Raw genomic sequence first — 15,592 nt, forward strand, 5'->3', positions numbered from 1 at the left:
AATCCCATGTTCCAGACCCCCGTATCGGATACGGGCCGACCGGTCGCGTCCATCCTCTGCGGCCTGATCGGCAGCGGCATCGCCGGATCGCGCAGCCCGCAAATGCACGAGGGCGAGGCCCGCGCGCTCGGCCTGCCGATGGTCTACCGCATCCTCGACGGCGAAGTGATGGGCTATGACGCGGCGGGCCTGCCGCGCCTCATCCCCATGCTGGCGGCCATGGGCTTCGACGGCATCAACGTCACCCATCCCTTCAAGCAGGACGTCATGCCGCTGCTCGACAGCCTGTCCCCGGCGGCGCAAGCACTGGGCGCGGTCAACACCATCCTGTTCGAACAAGGCCGCACCTATGGCGACAATACCGACTGGTCGGGCTATCGCGCCCATTTCCTCGCCGGCCTTGGCCAGCACAAGCGTGCCCATGTCGCGATGATCGGCGCCGGCGGCGCGGCAGCGGCGGTGGGCTATGCCCATCTCGACCTGGGCGCCACGCACCTTACTTTGTTCGATCCGGCACAGGACCGCGCGCAGGCGCTGGCCGATCGCTTCGCCGCACTTTTCCCCGCCGCGCAAGTAACCGCTGCCCCGACGGCGCAAGCCGCCATCGCCGGCGCCGACGGCGTGGTCCAGACCTCGCCCATCGGCATGCTCAGCCATCCCGGCCGGCCCTTCGATCCCGATCTGCTGACGGCCGATCAATGGGTGTCGGACATCATCTATTTCCCGCTCCGGACCGCCTTGCTCGCCGCCGCGCAGGCGAAGGGCTCCGCAACGCTGACCGGCGGTGGCATGGCAGTGATGCAGGCCGCCCAAGCCTTCGCCCTGTTCACCGGTATCGAACCGGACGCCGCGCGGATGCTGCGCGATTTCGACCGCGCCAGCGCAGGAGCTTCCGCATGATCGCCGACACCCCGCCTGCCATCGTCATGCCCGCGCCCGTGGTGCTGGCCAAGGCTGCACAGTTGCAGGGACCGCCCGCCGGCCCGCAAACACCGCCTCCGCCGCCAGCCGACAAGCCCGGCTGGCGCACGCGGCTGAAGGACAAGGGCGTCGATCTCACTTTCTCCTATGTCTCCGAAAGCGCGGCCAGCCTCACCGGCGGGCGCGATGGCGGCGCGGCCTATACCCAGCAATTGCTCGCCTCCGCCTCGATCGACACGGGCAAGGCGTTCGGCCTGAACGGCGGCAAGATCATCGCCACGATCATCCATCGCAAGGGCGAGGATCTGACCGCCACCCGCCTTGGCAACCTGTTCGAAGTGCAGGAATTGTTCGGCGGCGGTCAGGACCTGCGCCCGGCCGAACTCAGCTACGAACAGAAATTGAATGGCGGCAAGACCGCGTTGAAATTCGGCCTCTATCATACCGGGGATGACTTCGCGACCTTGCCCAGCGGGTGCCAGTTCCAGAATTTCGCCTTCTGTCCACGCCCGACCACGCTCTTCTACAATAGCGGCTTTTCGGGCTTTCCGATCCCGCGTTGGGGTTTGCGCGTCCGGCAGGAAATTGCGCCGAACCTCAGCGTCACCGTCGCAGGCTTCGAAGTCAACGCCTTCCGCGCCCAGACCGGGGCAGGGTGGAAACTTGGCCCCCGGTTCGACAGCTTCGTCTTGCCGGTCGAATTGGGGCTGAAGACGGGGCAGAAGCCGGGCGGCCTGCCGGGCCTGTTCCGCGTGGGCGGGCTGGTCGACACCACCGACCGCGCCGATGTGCGCGATGATATCAACGGCGATTCCTATGTCCTGTCCGGTCTGTCGCCGGCCATGCGGCAGGAACGGTGGAGCGCCTGGGCCATGGCGGAACAGATGATCGTCCGCTTCGGACCGGGCGATCGCGGCCTCAGCCTGTTCGGCACGCTAACCCTGTCGGATCGCCACACCGCGCGCGTGCCGACCTTCATCAGCGGCGGCTTTGTCGCACGCGGCCTGTGGGACAGCCGGCCCAAGGACAATTTCGGCCTTGGCCTCGTCTATGCCCGCGTCAACCCGCGCATCACCGACCGCCAGCGCGATCAGGTGGCGCTGGGACAGGATGTCGCGGTCCAGACGCATGAGATGAGCGGCGAAATCTTCTATGGCTGGCAGGCGACCCGCCAGTTGCTGATCCGTCCCAACCTCCAATATATCCACCGCGTCGGCGCTACCAATCTATATCCCGATGCCGTGGTGGCAGGCGCCACGATCAAGCTCATCCTGTAAGGGCAGGGCGCTGTCCTACAGCGCCTCATAAATGCTAATTTCGTCATTGCGAGCACAGCGAAGCAATCCATGTGGCACTCCCTTGGATTGCTTCGCTGCGCTCGCAATGATGACTGACCGGCCTTCTATTATTTCCAACATTTATTATGAAATGTCGCATTCAGCGGGAAATGTGCGAAGTTAAGCGCCCATATTCCTACAATGTCGCCGCCGGGATCGCCTCTGGCCGGAACCGGTTCTGCGCCGCCAGCCGCACCCCGGCATTGGGCGCGCCATAGCCGGCATAGCCCTTGGCCCGCTGGACGAATTCGAAGAAGAACAGCTTGTCGAATGCCCGGCTGTACATCTGCCAGAAGCCCGCGCCCTCGCCATCCTCGTCATAGAGGACGCCATCCGCCGCCATCCGCGCCGCGAGTGGCCCGTCCAGATCGAACCGCGCGGCGAGGTCGGCATGATAATTGGCCGGTATCTCCAGCATCGCCGCGCCATTCTCCCGCAAGCCCTTGGCCGTCGCGAAAATATCGTCGGTGGTCAGCGCGACATGCTGATATCCCCCGCCAAAGCCATGGTCGAGGAAGCGGGAGGACAGGGTTTCCCGCGCGTCGGACGCATTGATCGTCACGCGGAACGCGCCGTCCGCCGACTGCAACGCCTGACTATGAACCAGACCCGACGGGTCGATCACATCCTGCGGCCCGCGCGCCTCCAGCCCGAACAGCGCACGCCAGTAGAGCTGCCAGGACAGGAATTCGTCATTATGGACCACGGCGGCCAGATGGTCGATGCCGCGCACATCCGCGCCGATCGCGTCCGCATCCATCTCCACCGCCTCAAACTCGCGCGCCCACAGTCCCTCCACCTCATGATCGTCGATCAGGTAGATCAGGCTGCCGCCAACCCCGCGCAGCGCCGGCATCGCCATCCGCCCCGGTCGTCCTTCGGGGCTATAGGCCTTAATCCCCAGCGCGGCGGCGCGGGCCAGCACGGCAGCCTTGTCCTGCACCCGTACGCCGATGGCGCAAATCGACGTGCCCTGCGTCGCGCGATAGGCGCTGGCAAAGCCCTTCGGCTCGGCATTGACGATCAGGTTGACGCCACCCTGCCGCCATCGCGTCACCTTCTTGTGGCGATGTTCGCCCACCAGCGTGAAACCCAGCGACGCAAAGCTGCTGCCCAGCCGCGCGGCATCGCTGCCATCGGCGGTGAACTCCACGAACTCGCAGCCCAGCACCGGCTGCGGCGCGGGCATGGCGGTGGGCTGGTCGATCAGCCGTTGCGCGGCATCGCGGACATAGTCGAGCGAGCGGTGCCCGTCCTCCGCCACCAGCCGCGCGGCGTTGGAACGAAAGCGATCGTTGAAGATCTCCAGGCTGAGCGGCCCGTCATAGCCGGTGCGCAATATCTCCGCCACGAAACCCGCAACGTCCAGCCCGCCCTGTCCCGGCAGGTTGCGGAAATGGCGGCTCCAGTAAAGCAGGTCCATGTCGAGCAGCGGCGCGTCGGCCAGTTGCACGAAGGCGATCTTGTCGCCCGGTATCGCCCGGATACTCTCGCTCGGGATCTGACGGGATAGCGAATGATAGCTGTCGAGGATGATGCCGATATGCGGATGATCGACCGCCTCCACTATCGCCCAGGCGTCACGATGGTCGTTGACATGCCGGCCCCAGGCCAGCGCCTCATAGCCGACGACGACGCCGCGTTCCTGCGCGATCCCGCCCAGTTCGCGGAAATCATCGACGATCCGCTCCCGCTCACCCAGCGCGGCGGGATGGCAGCTTGAACAGAAGAGGATGCGGTCGGTGCCCAACTCTTCCATCAGGTCGAACTTGGCCCGCGCCCGGTCGAAGGCGCGGCGGCGCAGGTCGCCCGGCAATCCCTCTAAATCGCGGAACGGCTGGTAGAGCATGCAGGCCAGACCCAGATCGTCCAGCATCGCCCGCACCGCCTTGGGCGACAGGGCTGACCCGACCAGATCATTCTCGAAAATCTCGACCCCGGCAAAACCCGCAGCGGCGGCGGCTTTCAGCTTCTCCTCCAACGTCCCGCGCAGCGATACGGTGGCGATGGCGTTCCGGGATCGGGCAATGGTCATGGCGGCTCCTTTGCAGGGCCGCCATAATCCTCTCCCCGGTCAGCATCGGCAATCAGGCCGAACTGACCGGGGCATAGCTTATGGTTATACCACCCTATTTGCGTTCCGCTGCCGTCGCATCGCGGGTCGCGCGGAATTCGCTGTCCGCCGACCAGTTGGGCCAGTCATGGCTGTCCGCCACGCGCCGCCCGACATTATAGAGCAGCGTCAGGTCGCCGACCCAGCTGCTCGTATCCCAATTGGCGTCATATTCGTCGGCCGGCTGGTGATAGCGATCCTTGGTGTAGGCGTCCTGCAACAGCTTGCCGCGCTCGGCCCCGCCATTCACCAGTTCGCGCCCCGGATTAAAGGAGATGGCCGGCACGCCGCGCTTCGCCATGGGGAAATGGTCCGAACGATAGAAGCTGCCAGCCTCCGGCCGCGCGTCCGGCGTATAATGGCGACCCAGTTTCTCGCCTTCCTGCGTCAGTGTGGTCAGCAGGTCCAGCTTGGCCGCGCCCGAAATGCTGAAATTGGTCGTCTTCTCCATGCCGAACGGCCCGTCCATGTTGACGACGCCGGCCGTGGTCGCCAGCGGCCGCAGCGGATTGTCGGCATAATATTCGGACCCTAGCAGACCCTTCTCCTCGGCCGTCACCGCCAGGAACAACACGGTCCGCTCAGGCTTCGGTCCCTTGGCATAGGCGCGCGCCAGTTCCAACAGCGCGGCGGTACCCGACGCATTGTCCTTGGCGCCATTATAGATGGTGTCGCCCTTCGCATCGGGCGCGCCAATGCCCAGATGATCCCAATGCGCCGAATAGATCACCGTCTCGTCGGGATATTTGCTACCCTGCACCAGCCCCGCGACATTATGCGAGGTGATGATCTCCGACTTCACAGCATAGTCGGCGCTCATCGTTGCCTTCAAGGGGATGGGCTTGAAATCCTTCTTGCGCGCCGCCGCCTTGGCCGCCTCGAAATCGACGCCGGACGCCGCCAGCAGCTTGGCCGCCAGATCCTTCTGCACCCACCCTTCCATCTGCGTATGCGCCGCCTTCGGGTCGGCGCGGACGATGTCGAACATGGTGTTGGTGTTGCTGTTCTTGACCGTGGCCCAGCCATAGGAGGCCGGCTCGCTTTCATGCACCACCAGCACGCCGGCCGCGCCCTGCCGCGCCGCTTCTTCGTACTTGTACGTCCAGCGGCCATAATAGGTCATCAGCTTGCCGCCGAAGTCGCCTTCGCCGCCCTCGAAATCGGGGTCGTTGACCAGCACGACCATGATCTTGCCTTTCAGGTCCACGCCCTTGAAATCGTCCCAGCCACGTTCCGGCGCCTTCACCCCATAACCGACGAAGACCAGTGGCAGGTCGGCGAACTTGACCGACGACTGGCCCGTCTCCGCCGCGCGCACCGCGATCTCGCCGCCTTGGGTCAGCGCCTCAGCGCTGCCGCCGATATTCATCGACAAGGTCGGCGTGCCGGTGATGTTCGACATGCGCAGCGGCACGTCCTGGAACCAGCTGCCCTTCGGCCCGGCCGGCTTAAGCCCCGCTGCCTTCATCTGCGCGGAAATATAGTCGATCGTCTTCACCTCGGCGCGGGTCGCCGGGCCACGCCCTTCAAATGCGTCGCTCGCCAACGTCTTAATGTCGGCGCTGACACGGGCCACGTCGAAGCTGGGCGGGGCCGCCAGCGCGATGGCCGATGTGGAGAGCAGGCCAGCAAGCGTCAGCGGGCGAATGAACGATAAAGAGGGCAACATATTCAACTCCTTGGCGCAGAACTGCGCGGCGAGTCGGGATCATGCCGATCGGACGGCCGATGTCGACATACTTTATACAGATGTGCAACGAAACAAGTTCGCTAGCATATCTTATGGAAAGCCTGTAGCGCATGGCGATGACAGGAGAGGTTGGAATGATGGATATGACCCGCCGCGAATATCGGACAGGCGATGGCCTGACCTTGGTGGCCGATGTCGGTGGTCCGGCGGATGCCGCCACGATCATATTGCTGCATGGTGGCGGGCAGACGCGACATAGCTGGTCGGGCGCCATGCGCCGCATGATAGGGGAGGGCTATCATGTCATTAATTTCGATGCGCGCGGCCATGGCGACAGCGATTGGGCGGACAGCGGCGACTATTCGCTCAAGGCGCGCGGCGCGGACCTGCAAACGGTCATCGGCGATCGCCGGCCGGTCGCGCTAGTGGGGGCGTCGATGGGCGGCATGACCAGCTTCTACGCAGTGGGCATGGGGCAGGCGCCACAGGCGACCGCGCTGATACTGGTAGACATCGTCCTGCGCCCGGCGGCGGCGGGCGTACAGAAGATTCAGGGCTTCATGCAGGCCCATGATCGCGGCTTTGCCAATATAGACGAAGCACTGGCCGCCGTGGTCGCCTATAATCCGGAGCGCAAGGGGCAGCGCGATCCCTCCGGCCTGATGAAGAACTTGCGCCTGCGCGACGATGGTCGGCTCTACTGGCATTGGGATCCGCGCATGATGGCGGCCCGCCCCAGCGCCGAACCGCCCGCCTGGACGGAGGATCTTCTCGCCGCCAGCAGCCATATCCATATTCCCACATTGCTGGTGCGCGGCGGCAAGAGCGATATCGTGGATGATGAAGGGGTGGCCGAACTGGTCCGGCTGGTCCCGCAGACCGAAGTCTATTGCGTCCCCGAAGCCGGGCATATGGTCGCAGGCGACCGCAACGATGCCTTCAATGACGGCGTGCTCGACTTCCTGCATCGCATCCGTTTTGGGCAGGCATGACGACGGCGATTATTATTGATCGTCAGCATATCATAATCTAGCATAATAAAAATAACGATATGGGAGAATGGGATGGCGGTGAAGACGTGCCTGATGGCGACCCTGCTTGCCGGTGGTTCGATGATTTCGGGTGTGGTGCCTGCCCTTGCCCAGATGGGTACCGGCGATGCAGCGCAGGAAGGCAGCATCGGCGACATCGTCGTCACTGCGCAGCGCCGGTCGGAATCGCTCCAGAAAGTGCCGATCGCGGTGGCGGCGATCACCGGCGACGGACTGGTGAAGGCCGGCATAGAGGGAACGACGCAACTCGCCAATGTCACGCCCGGCCTGTCGCTGGGCGGCGAACGCAGCACCATTGCGCCCTATCTGCGTGGTGTTGGCTCGAAAAATTCGGCGCCCGGTGATGAATCTGGCGTCGCGACCTATGTCGACGGCGTCTATATCGCGGCGCTCTCCGGCGTGAACCTGATCTTCAACAATATCGAGCGGATCGAGGTGCTGAAGGGACCGCAAGGCACATTGTTCGGTCGCAACGCCACCGGTGGCCTGATCCAGATCATCACCAAGAAACCTTCTTATCAAACCATGATCGATGGGGAGGTAGGCTACGCGAATTACGATACTTATTCGGCCAAGGCTTACGGCACCACAGGCATCAGCGATACGGTCGCGATCGATCTGGCGGCCGTCTATGTCAATCAGGACAAGGGTTATGGCCGCAATTCCGGCGGCACGCCGGGCGTCTCCGGTCAGGAGGTGAACTGGAAGGAGGAATGGGGCGTCCGCGGTTCCATCCTGTTCGAACCGAGCGACGCGCTCAATTTCCGCCTGACGGGCGACTATGCCCATCGCGATTCCGATATCGGCAATGTCCGCATCATCTATCCGGGCACGCGCACGACCGGCGGGTTCAGCTATGACGGCAATCAATATGGCACGATCAGCAACCTGACCTCCTTTGGCACTTTCAAGCAATGGGGCGTATCACTGGTCGGCGAATGGCGGATCGGCGAGGCGACGCTGAAAAGCACGACCGCCTATCGCGATTACCAGAATGATTCCCGCTACGATCAGGATGCCTCGCCGCTCGCGCTGGTCGATGCGATCCTCAAGGAATCGACAAAGTCCTTCCAGCAGGAACTGGTCCTATTGGGCACCACGGGTAGGCTCGACTACACGACGGGCCTCTTCTATTTCCATTCCAAGGCCGCATTTGAACCTCTGGCCGTTCGCAGCGCCACCGCCGCGCTCAACAGCGCCATCCATGATGACGTGACGACCAACAGCTATGCCGCCTTCGTGCAGGGCACCTATCATCTGACCGACAGCATGCGGCTGACCGCCGGTCTGCGCTACACCCGTGACGAGCGAAGCCTGAACGGCGAGACGATCGCGCTGGCCGGTCATCCGCTGGGGGAGGGGACGGTCATCGACACGACCGAGAATAATCCCACCCGCCCGGTCAGCCCGGCTTTCCCTGACGGGGCCTTTTCCAACGATGTCGCGTTCAAGAAGCTGACCTGGCGGCTGGCGATCGACCATCAATTGAGCCGCGACGTCCTGCTCTATGCGTCGTGGAGCCGGGGGTTCAAAAGCGGTATTTTCAATCTGGGCGGTCCCTATTTCCCGCCCGCCCGGCCGGAAACGATCGACGCCTATGAAGCCGGCTTCAAGTCGGACCTGCTCGGCCGGACGTTGCGGCTCAACATGTCGGCCTTCTATTACGACTATAAGGATTTGCAGCTCAACCGGCTGATCGCGGGGGCCAGCTTCATCTATAATGCGGCACAGGCGCGCATCTATGGCCTCGATGCCGAAGCGATCATTGCCCCGCCGGTATCGACGGGCGACCTGCAATTCCGCATGGGCCTGTCGCTGCTCAATAGCGAATATAGCGAGTTCAAGGATGCCCGCGTCTACACGCCGCGCGCGGCGGCCCCGTTCGGCAATGTCGAAACGATCACCGACGCTTCGGGCAACGACCTCGTCAACGCGCCGCCGGTCACGCTCAATCTGGGCGTCAATTATGACCGTCCGATCGGCAATCTGGAGGCGGGGTTCAGCGCCAATTATCTGTTCAACAGCGGCTTCTATTGGGACCCGGGCAATCGGGACGATGTGAAGCAGGATGCCTATGGCGTGCTCAACATGCGCGTCAGCCTGTCCGCGCCCGACCAGCGCTGGCGCATGGCGCTGTTCATGAACAATGTCACCGATGAGCGCTATTTCCAGAATGTCACCGTGTCGGGGATTGGCGACAATGCCTTCTACGCGCCGCCCCGCACCTATGGCGTGACGTTGGGCTTCAAGCTGGGCGGACGCTAGGGCGTCTGCTTATGGTGACCTTCATGCGTCGATGAAGGTCACCACCTGCTCCAGCGGCACGCGCGCGACCGGGAAGCTGTTTACCGGCGCATCCGGATCGCGATAGCCCACGGAAATGCCGCAGAACAGGATATGGTCGTCGGGTATGGCGACATGGGCGCGGATCTGTTTCTGATAGACGGCCCAGGCCTCCTGCGCGCAGCTGTCCAGCCCTTCCTCGCGCAACAACAGCATCAGGCTTTGCAGCCACATGCCGACATCGGCCCATTGCGGCGGCCCCATATAGCGCGGCATATGCACCAGCATCAGCAGCGGCGCGCCGAATGCGCGATAATTGCGCCCGAACTGCGCCAGGCGCCCGGCCTTGTCCTCTCGCGCGACGTTCAGCGCCGCATACATGCTCTCGCCCACCTCATGCCGGCTGGCGGCATAGCGGTCGGCCAGTGCTTCGGGATAGATGACATAATCGCCATTATGCGCGGCGCGCCCCTGCGGGAGTACGGTCGCCAGATCGTCGCACAGCCGGGCCAGCGTATCGCCGCCCACGACATGCAGGTTCCAGGGTTGCAGGTTGCCGCCCGATGGCGACCGCTGCGCCTTGTCCAGCACCCGTTCCAGCACCGCCCGATCGACCGGATCGGGCAGGAACTGGCGGATTGACCGCCGCGTCGTCACGGCCTCTGTCACATTCACGGCGTCACCCCCTCCATCGGCCGGAAGATCGTCATGTCCGCCTCGACCATGAAGACGCGCACGGATTCCGGTAGCAGAAATTCTGTCTCATCGGCGATCCGCTGTCGATGCACATCCGGGTCCGCCATTTCCCGCATCGTCGCTTCCGCTATCGCCTTGTCCTCATAGAAGACCTCGGAAATTACATCATAGTCGCCCGGATGGTCCGGGTCGGGATGGATCACGAAATTGCGCCGGTGGATCGCCGCACCATGGTCCAGCAACCGGTTCATCAGATGCACATGATGGTTGGAATAATAGTCGCGAAACGCAGCAAAGCTGATGTCCGGGCGTTTCTTCGCCAGCACGATCACCTTGAACATCACAGCGACCGGGCGACGATCACGCGCATGATCTCCGCCGTTCCGGCAAAGATGCGATGCAGCCGCGCGGCGGTGAACAGGCGTGATACCGGATATTCGTCCATATAGCCCGCACCGCCGTGCAGTTGCACGCATGTGTCCATGATCCGCCCCTCCATTTCGGGCAGCCACATCTTCGCCATCGCGCATTTCAGCGTATCGAGCCGACCCTGCGCCTGATAATCCCGGATGACATCGTCCAGGAAGGCGCGACCGACCGCCAGTTCGGTCTTCATTTCCGCCAGCTTGAACTGCGTATTCTGGAAATCGAAGATGGTCTGGCCGAACGCCTTGCGATTCTTCACGAACTCGATCGTCTCCTCCAGCGCCCGCTGCGACGCGGCATGGGCGATCAGCGGCCAGGTGATCCGGTCCATGTTCACGCCGCCTAGGCACAGCGCCATGCCGCGCCCTTCCTCACCCAGCAAATTGCTCACCGGTACACGCACTTCGTCAAAGCTGATCTCGCCGGTGTTGGAGGCGTTGACGCCCATCTTCTTGAGCGCATGGCCACGCTTGAAGCCGGGGCGATCGGCTTCGACGATGATCATCGACAACCCCTTCGATCCCGGCGCATCGCTGGTTCGGGCCACCACCATGAAGGCGTCGGCGATCGACGCCTGCGAGATATAGGTCTTGGCGCCGGTGATGACATAGTCGTCCCCTTCGCGCCGCGCAGTCGTGCGGATCGAGGATACGTCGCTGCCGCTGTCCGGCTCTGTGATGGCCAGCCCGAACAGCATTTCGCCGCGTACCATGGCCGGCAGATATTTTTGCCGCTGCTCCTCATTGGCGGAACGGTAGAGGATTTCGCAGGTGCCATCGGCGATCAGTGACGGCGCCATCCCCGCGCCCGCGACGCTATAGCCAATCTCCTCCGCGATCACGAGCCGATGCAGAAAATCGCCACCCGGCCCGCCATAGGCTTCAGGAATATCCACGCCCAGCAAACCGGCTTCGGCCGCCTTGGTCCAGAAACTGCGCGGGATCGCATGATCCTCGACCCACTGGTCGACATGCGGCTCGATTTCCGTCGCGATGAAATGGCGCACCGTTTCCCGGAAAATCTGATGTTCCGGGGTCCAGAGCGACTCCGTTGACTGATAGGCCATATATCCTCCCTTTATGATGCGCCGTAGCCAAGCTGCCGTCCGGCCAGATCCAGCAATATTTCCTCCGACCCGCCGCCGATCGCGACGACCCGGACTTCGCGGTAGATGCGTTCGGTCAGCGTGCCCCGGATGAAGCTGGCGCCGCCCAGAACCTGCGCTGCCTCACGCAGCACCCGTTCGAACATGCGTGTCGCCTGCACCTTCAGCAGGGCGATGTCCGCCGCCGCATCCAGCCCCCGGTCGAACTGCCAGGCATTAAGGTCGATCGCCGCCTGCGTGGTGTCGATCCGGCGTTTCATGTCGGCCAGCTTCGACCGGATCACCGCATGCGCGCCCAGCCTCTGACCGAACGTCTCGCGCTGGTTCGCCCAGTCCACCGCTTCCTCATGCGCAATCCGGGCGAAGGCGGTGCATTGCTGCGCCGCCTGTATCCGTTCCCAGTTGAAGTTGCGCAGGATCGGCTTGAACCCCTTATTCTCCGCGCCCAGCAGGTTGCGCACGGGTACCCGAACATCATCGAAATGCAGGATCGCGGTGTCGCCGGCATGCCAGCCCATCTTCCTGAGCGGGGTGCGCGACAGACCCTCGCTGTCGCCGGGGATCAGCAGCATGGAAATGCCGCCCATGCCCGGCCCACCGGTCCGCACCGCCGTCACGAACCAGTCGGCGCGCATGCCGTTGGAAATGAAGGTCTTCGACCCGTTAACGATGAAGCTGTCGCCGTCGCGCCGCGCACTGGTTCGTAGCGCCGCGACATCCGATCCGCCCGATGGTTCGGTGATGGCGATCGCCAATATATCCAGCCCGGCCAATATGCGCGGCGCGACCGACGCGGCCAGATCGCCGTCGCCATGCTCGATCAGCAACGGCATGGCGACGGCGTGGGTGAACAGGCCCGATTGCACGCCGCCCGATCCGCAACGCGCCGTTTCATCCACCAGCACCAGCTTGTGAAAGGCGTCTATTCCCTCGCCCGTGCCGCCCAGATGGTCAGAAAAGCCCAGCCCCAGCAGCCCCGCAGCGCCGGCCTTTTCATGAAAGGCGCGCGGGACGATCCCGGTCTCCTCCCAATCCTCGACATGGGGCGTCGCTTCCCGCGCGATAAAGGCGCGGACGCTGGCCGACAGCGCTTCATGCGTCTCATCATAAAAGGGCGATCGTCTCCGCCATGCATCATAGCCATTGCCGTTCATGCCCAGCGATCCTCCCTATTCCGCGATTCTATGTTATTCGCTAGCATATATTACACCAGCATGTTAAATGGCGGTCAAGCCGGGAGAGAGACATGCTGACAATATATGGAACCAAGCCGAGCCGCGTCGCGCGGTGCCTCTGGGCGTTGGAGGAACTGGGCCTGCCCTATCGCCAGTTGCCGGTGCCTGACAGCAAGGCGGCCGAGTTCCTTACGCTCAACCCGATGGGCAAGGTGCCGGTGCTGGTCGATGGCGATTTCATCCTGACGGAATCGGTCGCGATCACCGCCTATCTGGCGACGCTAACGCCCAACGCACTGCTGCCAACCGATGCCCACAGCCGCGCGCGCATGGACCAGTGGACCAGCTGGGCGATCACGGAGGTCGAATTTCACTTCACCGTCATGGTGCGCGAAATCCGCCGCGCAGGGCAGGCCGGAGAGGCGCCCGATGGCACGGTCGTCGGCGCCTGCCTGTCTGGCGTGACCGATACGCTGGGGGCGTTGGAACAGCATCTGGCGGCGGGCCATGCCTATGTTGCGGGGGACGCCTTCACGCTGGGCGATATCAACACCGCTTTCCCGATCGCCGGCATCGCCCCGCGCATCGACATGACGCGTTTCCCTGCCATTGCCGACTGGCTGGCGCGCTGCATGGCCCGCCCGGCCTGGCAGCGAGTGCAGGCGATTGACGACAGCGCCCTGCTGGTCGCCTGACGCCTCAACCAAAGCGTCGCCGCACATGGCGTGCGGCGACCATGAACAACAGGCACGACAACAGGGTGAAACCGGTCGCCACGGTCAAAGCCCAGCGCAGGCTTTCCGGGCCATAAACCGGCATCAGCCGATCGCTAAGCATCCCGACGAACAGCGGGATCAGACCCTGCCCGATCAAGGCGTTCAGCACGTTGGAGCAGGCGCCGGCCATCCCGCGCTGGCGGGCGGAACAGACGCTCTGCATCGTCGCCTGAAAAGCCGGGGCATAGATGACCGCCAGTCCCATGGCGAGGAAACAGGCGCCCAGCGCCACCCCGGTCGACCCGCTCCACAGCACGGTCAGCAACACCGGTACCAGAGCCATATTGGCGACGATGCAGATCCACACTGGCGCCGCCAGATGCCGCGCCGCCAGCCGGTTGCCCAGCCAGCCCCCGACCAGCATGCCCGCAATCAGGCCGAAACTCGCGGCCGGCCCGAAAAGGAACCCGACCTCCTGCTGCGCCATGCCATGCAGGCGGATAAAATATTGTGGCAACCAGATCAGCATGCCCAGACTGCTGAACACGCCGAAACTGGCCGCGGCACAAAGCCAGACATAGGCCCGGTTATGCCATAGTTGACCCAGCGTCCGGCCCAGCGGGGCGGGTTCTTCCTCATCGCCATCATATTGGCCGCGCGGCGCATCCGGCATGCAGAAGAAGACCAGCGCAGCCAGAATGATCCCCGGCACGGACGCGAGCCAGAAGGCGGCGCGCCAGCCATGGTGGGTGGCGATCCAGCTCGCCGTGACGAAGCTGGCCAGCATGCCGATATTACCGCCGACCTGAAACAGGGCGAGCGCCAGCGCCCGGCGCTGCGGCGGGAAATGATCGCTGAGCAGCGACATGCCCGCCGGATTTGCGCCCCCTTCACCAATGCCCACGCCGGCCCGCGCGACTGCCAGCAGCGCAAAGCTTTTGGCAAAGCCGCACAGCGCCGTCATCGCGCTCCAAAGGGCAATGACGAAGGCGATCAGGCCACGCCGCCCGCGACTGTCCGCCAGCCGCCCGAAGACGAGGCTGGCGATCGCATAGACCAGCACGAAGGCCGGCCCGGTCAGCAGCGCATATTGCGTATCGCTCAGCGCAAATTCCAGCCGCAACGGCTGGGACAGGACGACCACCAGCAACCGGTCATAATAGTTCATCAGGTTCATCGCCGCGAGCAGCGCCAGCGCCACCCAGGCGCCGCCGCGACGCATCACTTGATCTCCGCCGCGCAGCGATCCAGCACCATCAGGTCGTCGCGATTGGGCACGATCGCGCGGAACCTTACCGTGCCCGGCCCGCTGCCCCAAAATTCGAAGCGGATGCGGTCACCCGGCAGCACCGGCCGGCTGAACCGCACCGCCATCGACCCCAGCCGTGCCGGGTCCATGCCGCAAAATTGCTTCAGCAGCGCATAGCCGGCCATGCCCTTGGTCGACAGGCCATGCAGGATCGGCCGGGGGAAGCCCGCAACCTTCGCCACCTCCGGGTCGATATGCAGCGGGTTGAGATCGCCTGACAGGCGATAGATGAGCGGCTGGATCTCGGTCGCCTGCACCTCCACCGCGCTGTCTGGCGCACTGTCCGGCAATTTCGCCAGATCAGCCGGCACTTCGCCCCAGTCGCCACAACCGCCATCGCCGCGCAGCATCAGCGTGTTGGTGACGGTCGCGATCGCCTGTCCGCTCTGCGCATCCGTCACCTGCTTGCGCTGGTGCAGCATCGCCCCGCGTTCGCCCATGTCGCGGACGCCCATGATATGATGGCTGGCCCTGATCCGCCCTTCCGGCGGCAGCGGCGCGTGCATTTCCAGCCGCTGTTCGGCATGGAGCAGCTTCTTCCAGTCGATGCCATATTCGGGGTCGCGCGCCCACATGCCCGGATGCCCCAGGACGTTGGCATAGGTGGGCGATGCCTTCAGCCGCTCTTCGAACAGATAATCGATATGGCCGGCGTCCAATGGTTCCGATCCGAAACCGACGCCAAGGGCATAGAGGATGGTGTCCCGACTGGTGTAGCTTTGTTCGGTATCAGGAAACGCGCGATTGACGACTTTATCAAGATCCATGG

The 15,592-nt window shown here is 63.8% G+C and carries 13 protein-coding genes; 5 read left to right on the forward strand and 8 right to left on the reverse strand.

The features are described from left to right. Positions 1–6 precede the first annotated feature (6 nt). The gene (locus ACNHGR_RS22115; RefSeq protein WP_475288975.1) at positions 7–900 is read left to right on the forward strand and encodes a shikimate dehydrogenase; all 894 of its coding nucleotides are present in this window, start codon (positions 7–9) and stop codon (positions 898–900) included. Then, positions 897–2,198, forward strand: a complete 1,302-nt coding sequence (locus ACNHGR_RS22120) for a carbohydrate porin (protein WP_475288977.1) — start codon at positions 897–899, stop codon at positions 2,196–2,198. Before ACNHGR_RS22115 ends, ACNHGR_RS22120 begins: the two co-directional genes overlap by 4 nt. A gap of 196 nt (positions 2,199–2,394) precedes the next feature. Here ACNHGR_RS22120 and ACNHGR_RS22125 read toward each other — a convergent pair whose 3' ends face one another. Both ACNHGR_RS22125 and ACNHGR_RS22130 read right to left on the reverse strand, forming a co-directional pair. Then, positions 2,395–4,293 carry a bifunctional sugar phosphate isomerase/epimerase/4-hydroxyphenylpyruvate dioxygenase family protein gene (locus tag ACNHGR_RS22125; protein WP_475288978.1) on the reverse strand — a complete coding sequence of 633 codons (1,899 nt, stop codon included), beginning with the start codon at positions 4,291–4,293 and terminating at the stop codon, positions 2,395–2,397. A 94-nt stretch (positions 4,294–4,387) separates the two neighbouring features. Then, positions 4,388–6,040 (reverse strand): M28 family metallopeptidase, encoded by a 1,653-nt coding sequence (locus ACNHGR_RS22130; RefSeq protein ID WP_475288980.1) that lies wholly within the window; start codon positions 6,038–6,040, stop codon positions 4,388–4,390. 155 nt (positions 6,041–6,195) lie between these two features. Between ACNHGR_RS22130 and ACNHGR_RS22135 the strand changes: the two genes are divergently transcribed. Both ACNHGR_RS22135 and ACNHGR_RS22140 read left to right on the forward strand, forming a co-directional pair. Continuing rightward, positions 6,196–7,053 carry an alpha/beta fold hydrolase gene (locus tag ACNHGR_RS22135; RefSeq protein WP_475288982.1) on the forward strand — a complete coding sequence of 286 codons (858 nt, stop codon included), beginning with the start codon at positions 6,196–6,198 and terminating at the stop codon, positions 7,051–7,053. Positions 7,054–7,125: 72 nt separating this feature from the next. Beyond that, a complete protein-coding gene (locus ACNHGR_RS22140) occupies positions 7,126–9,378 on the forward strand; it encodes a TonB-dependent receptor (RefSeq protein ID WP_475288984.1) in 2,253 nt (750 codons plus the stop codon). Positions 9,379–9,399: 21 nt separating this feature from the next. Here ACNHGR_RS22140 and ACNHGR_RS22145 read toward each other — a convergent pair whose 3' ends face one another. The 4 genes from ACNHGR_RS22145 to ACNHGR_RS22160 are packed head-to-tail and all read right to left on the reverse strand — an operon-like array spanning position 9,400 to position 12,777. After that, the gene (locus ACNHGR_RS22145) at positions 9,400–10,071 is read right to left on the reverse strand and encodes a nitroreductase (protein ID WP_475288986.1); all 672 of its coding nucleotides are present in this window, start codon (positions 10,069–10,071) and stop codon (positions 9,400–9,402) included. Next, a complete protein-coding gene (locus tag ACNHGR_RS22150; protein WP_475288988.1) occupies positions 10,068–10,433 on the reverse strand; it encodes an EthD domain-containing protein in 366 nt (121 codons plus the stop codon). Before ACNHGR_RS22150 ends, ACNHGR_RS22145 begins: the two co-directional genes overlap by 4 nt. Beyond that, positions 10,433–11,584, reverse strand: coding sequence for an acyl-CoA dehydrogenase family protein (locus tag ACNHGR_RS22155; protein ID WP_475288990.1), 1,152 nt, complete (start codon positions 11,582–11,584; stop codon positions 10,433–10,435). The genes ACNHGR_RS22150 and ACNHGR_RS22155 overlap by 1 nt, the downstream gene beginning before the upstream one ends. A gap of 11 nt (positions 11,585–11,595) precedes the next feature. Further along, complete coding sequence (locus tag ACNHGR_RS22160; protein ID WP_475288991.1) at positions 11,596–12,777, reverse strand: acyl-CoA dehydrogenase family protein; 1,182 nt, start codon at positions 12,775–12,777, stop codon at positions 11,596–11,598. A 92-nt stretch (positions 12,778–12,869) separates the two neighbouring features. Here ACNHGR_RS22160 and ACNHGR_RS22165 point away from each other — a divergent pair, with 92 nt between their 5' ends. Continuing rightward, positions 12,870–13,493, forward strand: a complete 624-nt coding sequence (locus ACNHGR_RS22165; RefSeq protein WP_475288993.1) for a glutathione S-transferase family protein — start codon at positions 12,870–12,872, stop codon at positions 13,491–13,493. 4 nt (positions 13,494–13,497) lie between these two features. Here the strand turns inward: ACNHGR_RS22165 and ACNHGR_RS22170 are convergent, their stop codons facing one another. Continuing rightward, positions 13,498–14,736: a spinster family MFS transporter gene (locus ACNHGR_RS22170; protein WP_475288994.1), complete on the reverse strand. Its 1,239-nt coding sequence runs from the start codon at positions 14,734–14,736 to the stop codon at positions 13,498–13,500. Continuing rightward, the gene (locus ACNHGR_RS22175) at positions 14,736–15,590 is read right to left on the reverse strand and encodes a MaoC/PaaZ C-terminal domain-containing protein (protein ID WP_475288996.1); all 855 of its coding nucleotides are present in this window, start codon (positions 15,588–15,590) and stop codon (positions 14,736–14,738) included. The genes ACNHGR_RS22170 and ACNHGR_RS22175 overlap by 1 nt, the downstream gene beginning before the upstream one ends. Positions 15,591–15,592: the final 2 nt, after the last annotated feature.

It is taken from the genome of Sphingobium sp. RS1, assembly GCF_056156825.1.

Coding starts and splice junctions, on each gene's coding strand:
- ACNHGR_RS22115 (WP_475288975.1), top strand. CDS start 7: ATGTTCCAGACCCCCGTATCGGATACGGGCCGACCGGTCGCGTCCATC.
- ACNHGR_RS22120 (WP_475288977.1), top strand. CDS start 897: ATGATCGCCGACACCCCGCCTGCCATCGTCATGCCCGCGCCCGTGGTG.
- ACNHGR_RS22125 (WP_475288978.1), bottom strand. CDS start 4,293: ATGACCATTGCCCGATCCCGGAACGCCATCGCCACCGTATCGCTGCGC.
- ACNHGR_RS22130 (WP_475288980.1), bottom strand. CDS start 6,040: ATGTTGCCCTCTTTATCGTTCATTCGCCCGCTGACGCTTGCTGGCCTG.
- ACNHGR_RS22135 (WP_475288982.1), top strand. CDS start 6,196: ATGATGGATATGACCCGCCGCGAATATCGGACAGGCGATGGCCTGACC.
- ACNHGR_RS22140 (WP_475288984.1), top strand. CDS start 7,126: ATGGCGGTGAAGACGTGCCTGATGGCGACCCTGCTTGCCGGTGGTTCG.
- ACNHGR_RS22150 (WP_475288988.1), bottom strand. CDS start 10,433: ATGTTCAAGGTGATCGTGCTGGCGAAGAAACGCCCGGACATCAGCTTT.
- ACNHGR_RS22155 (WP_475288990.1), bottom strand. CDS start 11,584: ATGGCCTATCAGTCAACGGAGTCGCTCTGGACCCCGGAACATCAGATT.
- ACNHGR_RS22160 (WP_475288991.1), bottom strand. CDS start 12,777: ATGAACGGCAATGGCTATGATGCATGGCGGAGACGATCGCCCTTTTAT.
- ACNHGR_RS22165 (WP_475288993.1), top strand. CDS start 12,870: ATGCTGACAATATATGGAACCAAGCCGAGCCGCGTCGCGCGGTGCCTC.
- ACNHGR_RS22170 (WP_475288994.1), bottom strand. CDS start 14,736: ATGCGTCGCGGCGGCGCCTGGGTGGCGCTGGCGCTGCTCGCGGCGATG.
- ACNHGR_RS22175 (WP_475288996.1), bottom strand. CDS start 15,590: ATGGATCTTGATAAAGTCGTCAATCGCGCGTTTCCTGATACCGAACAA.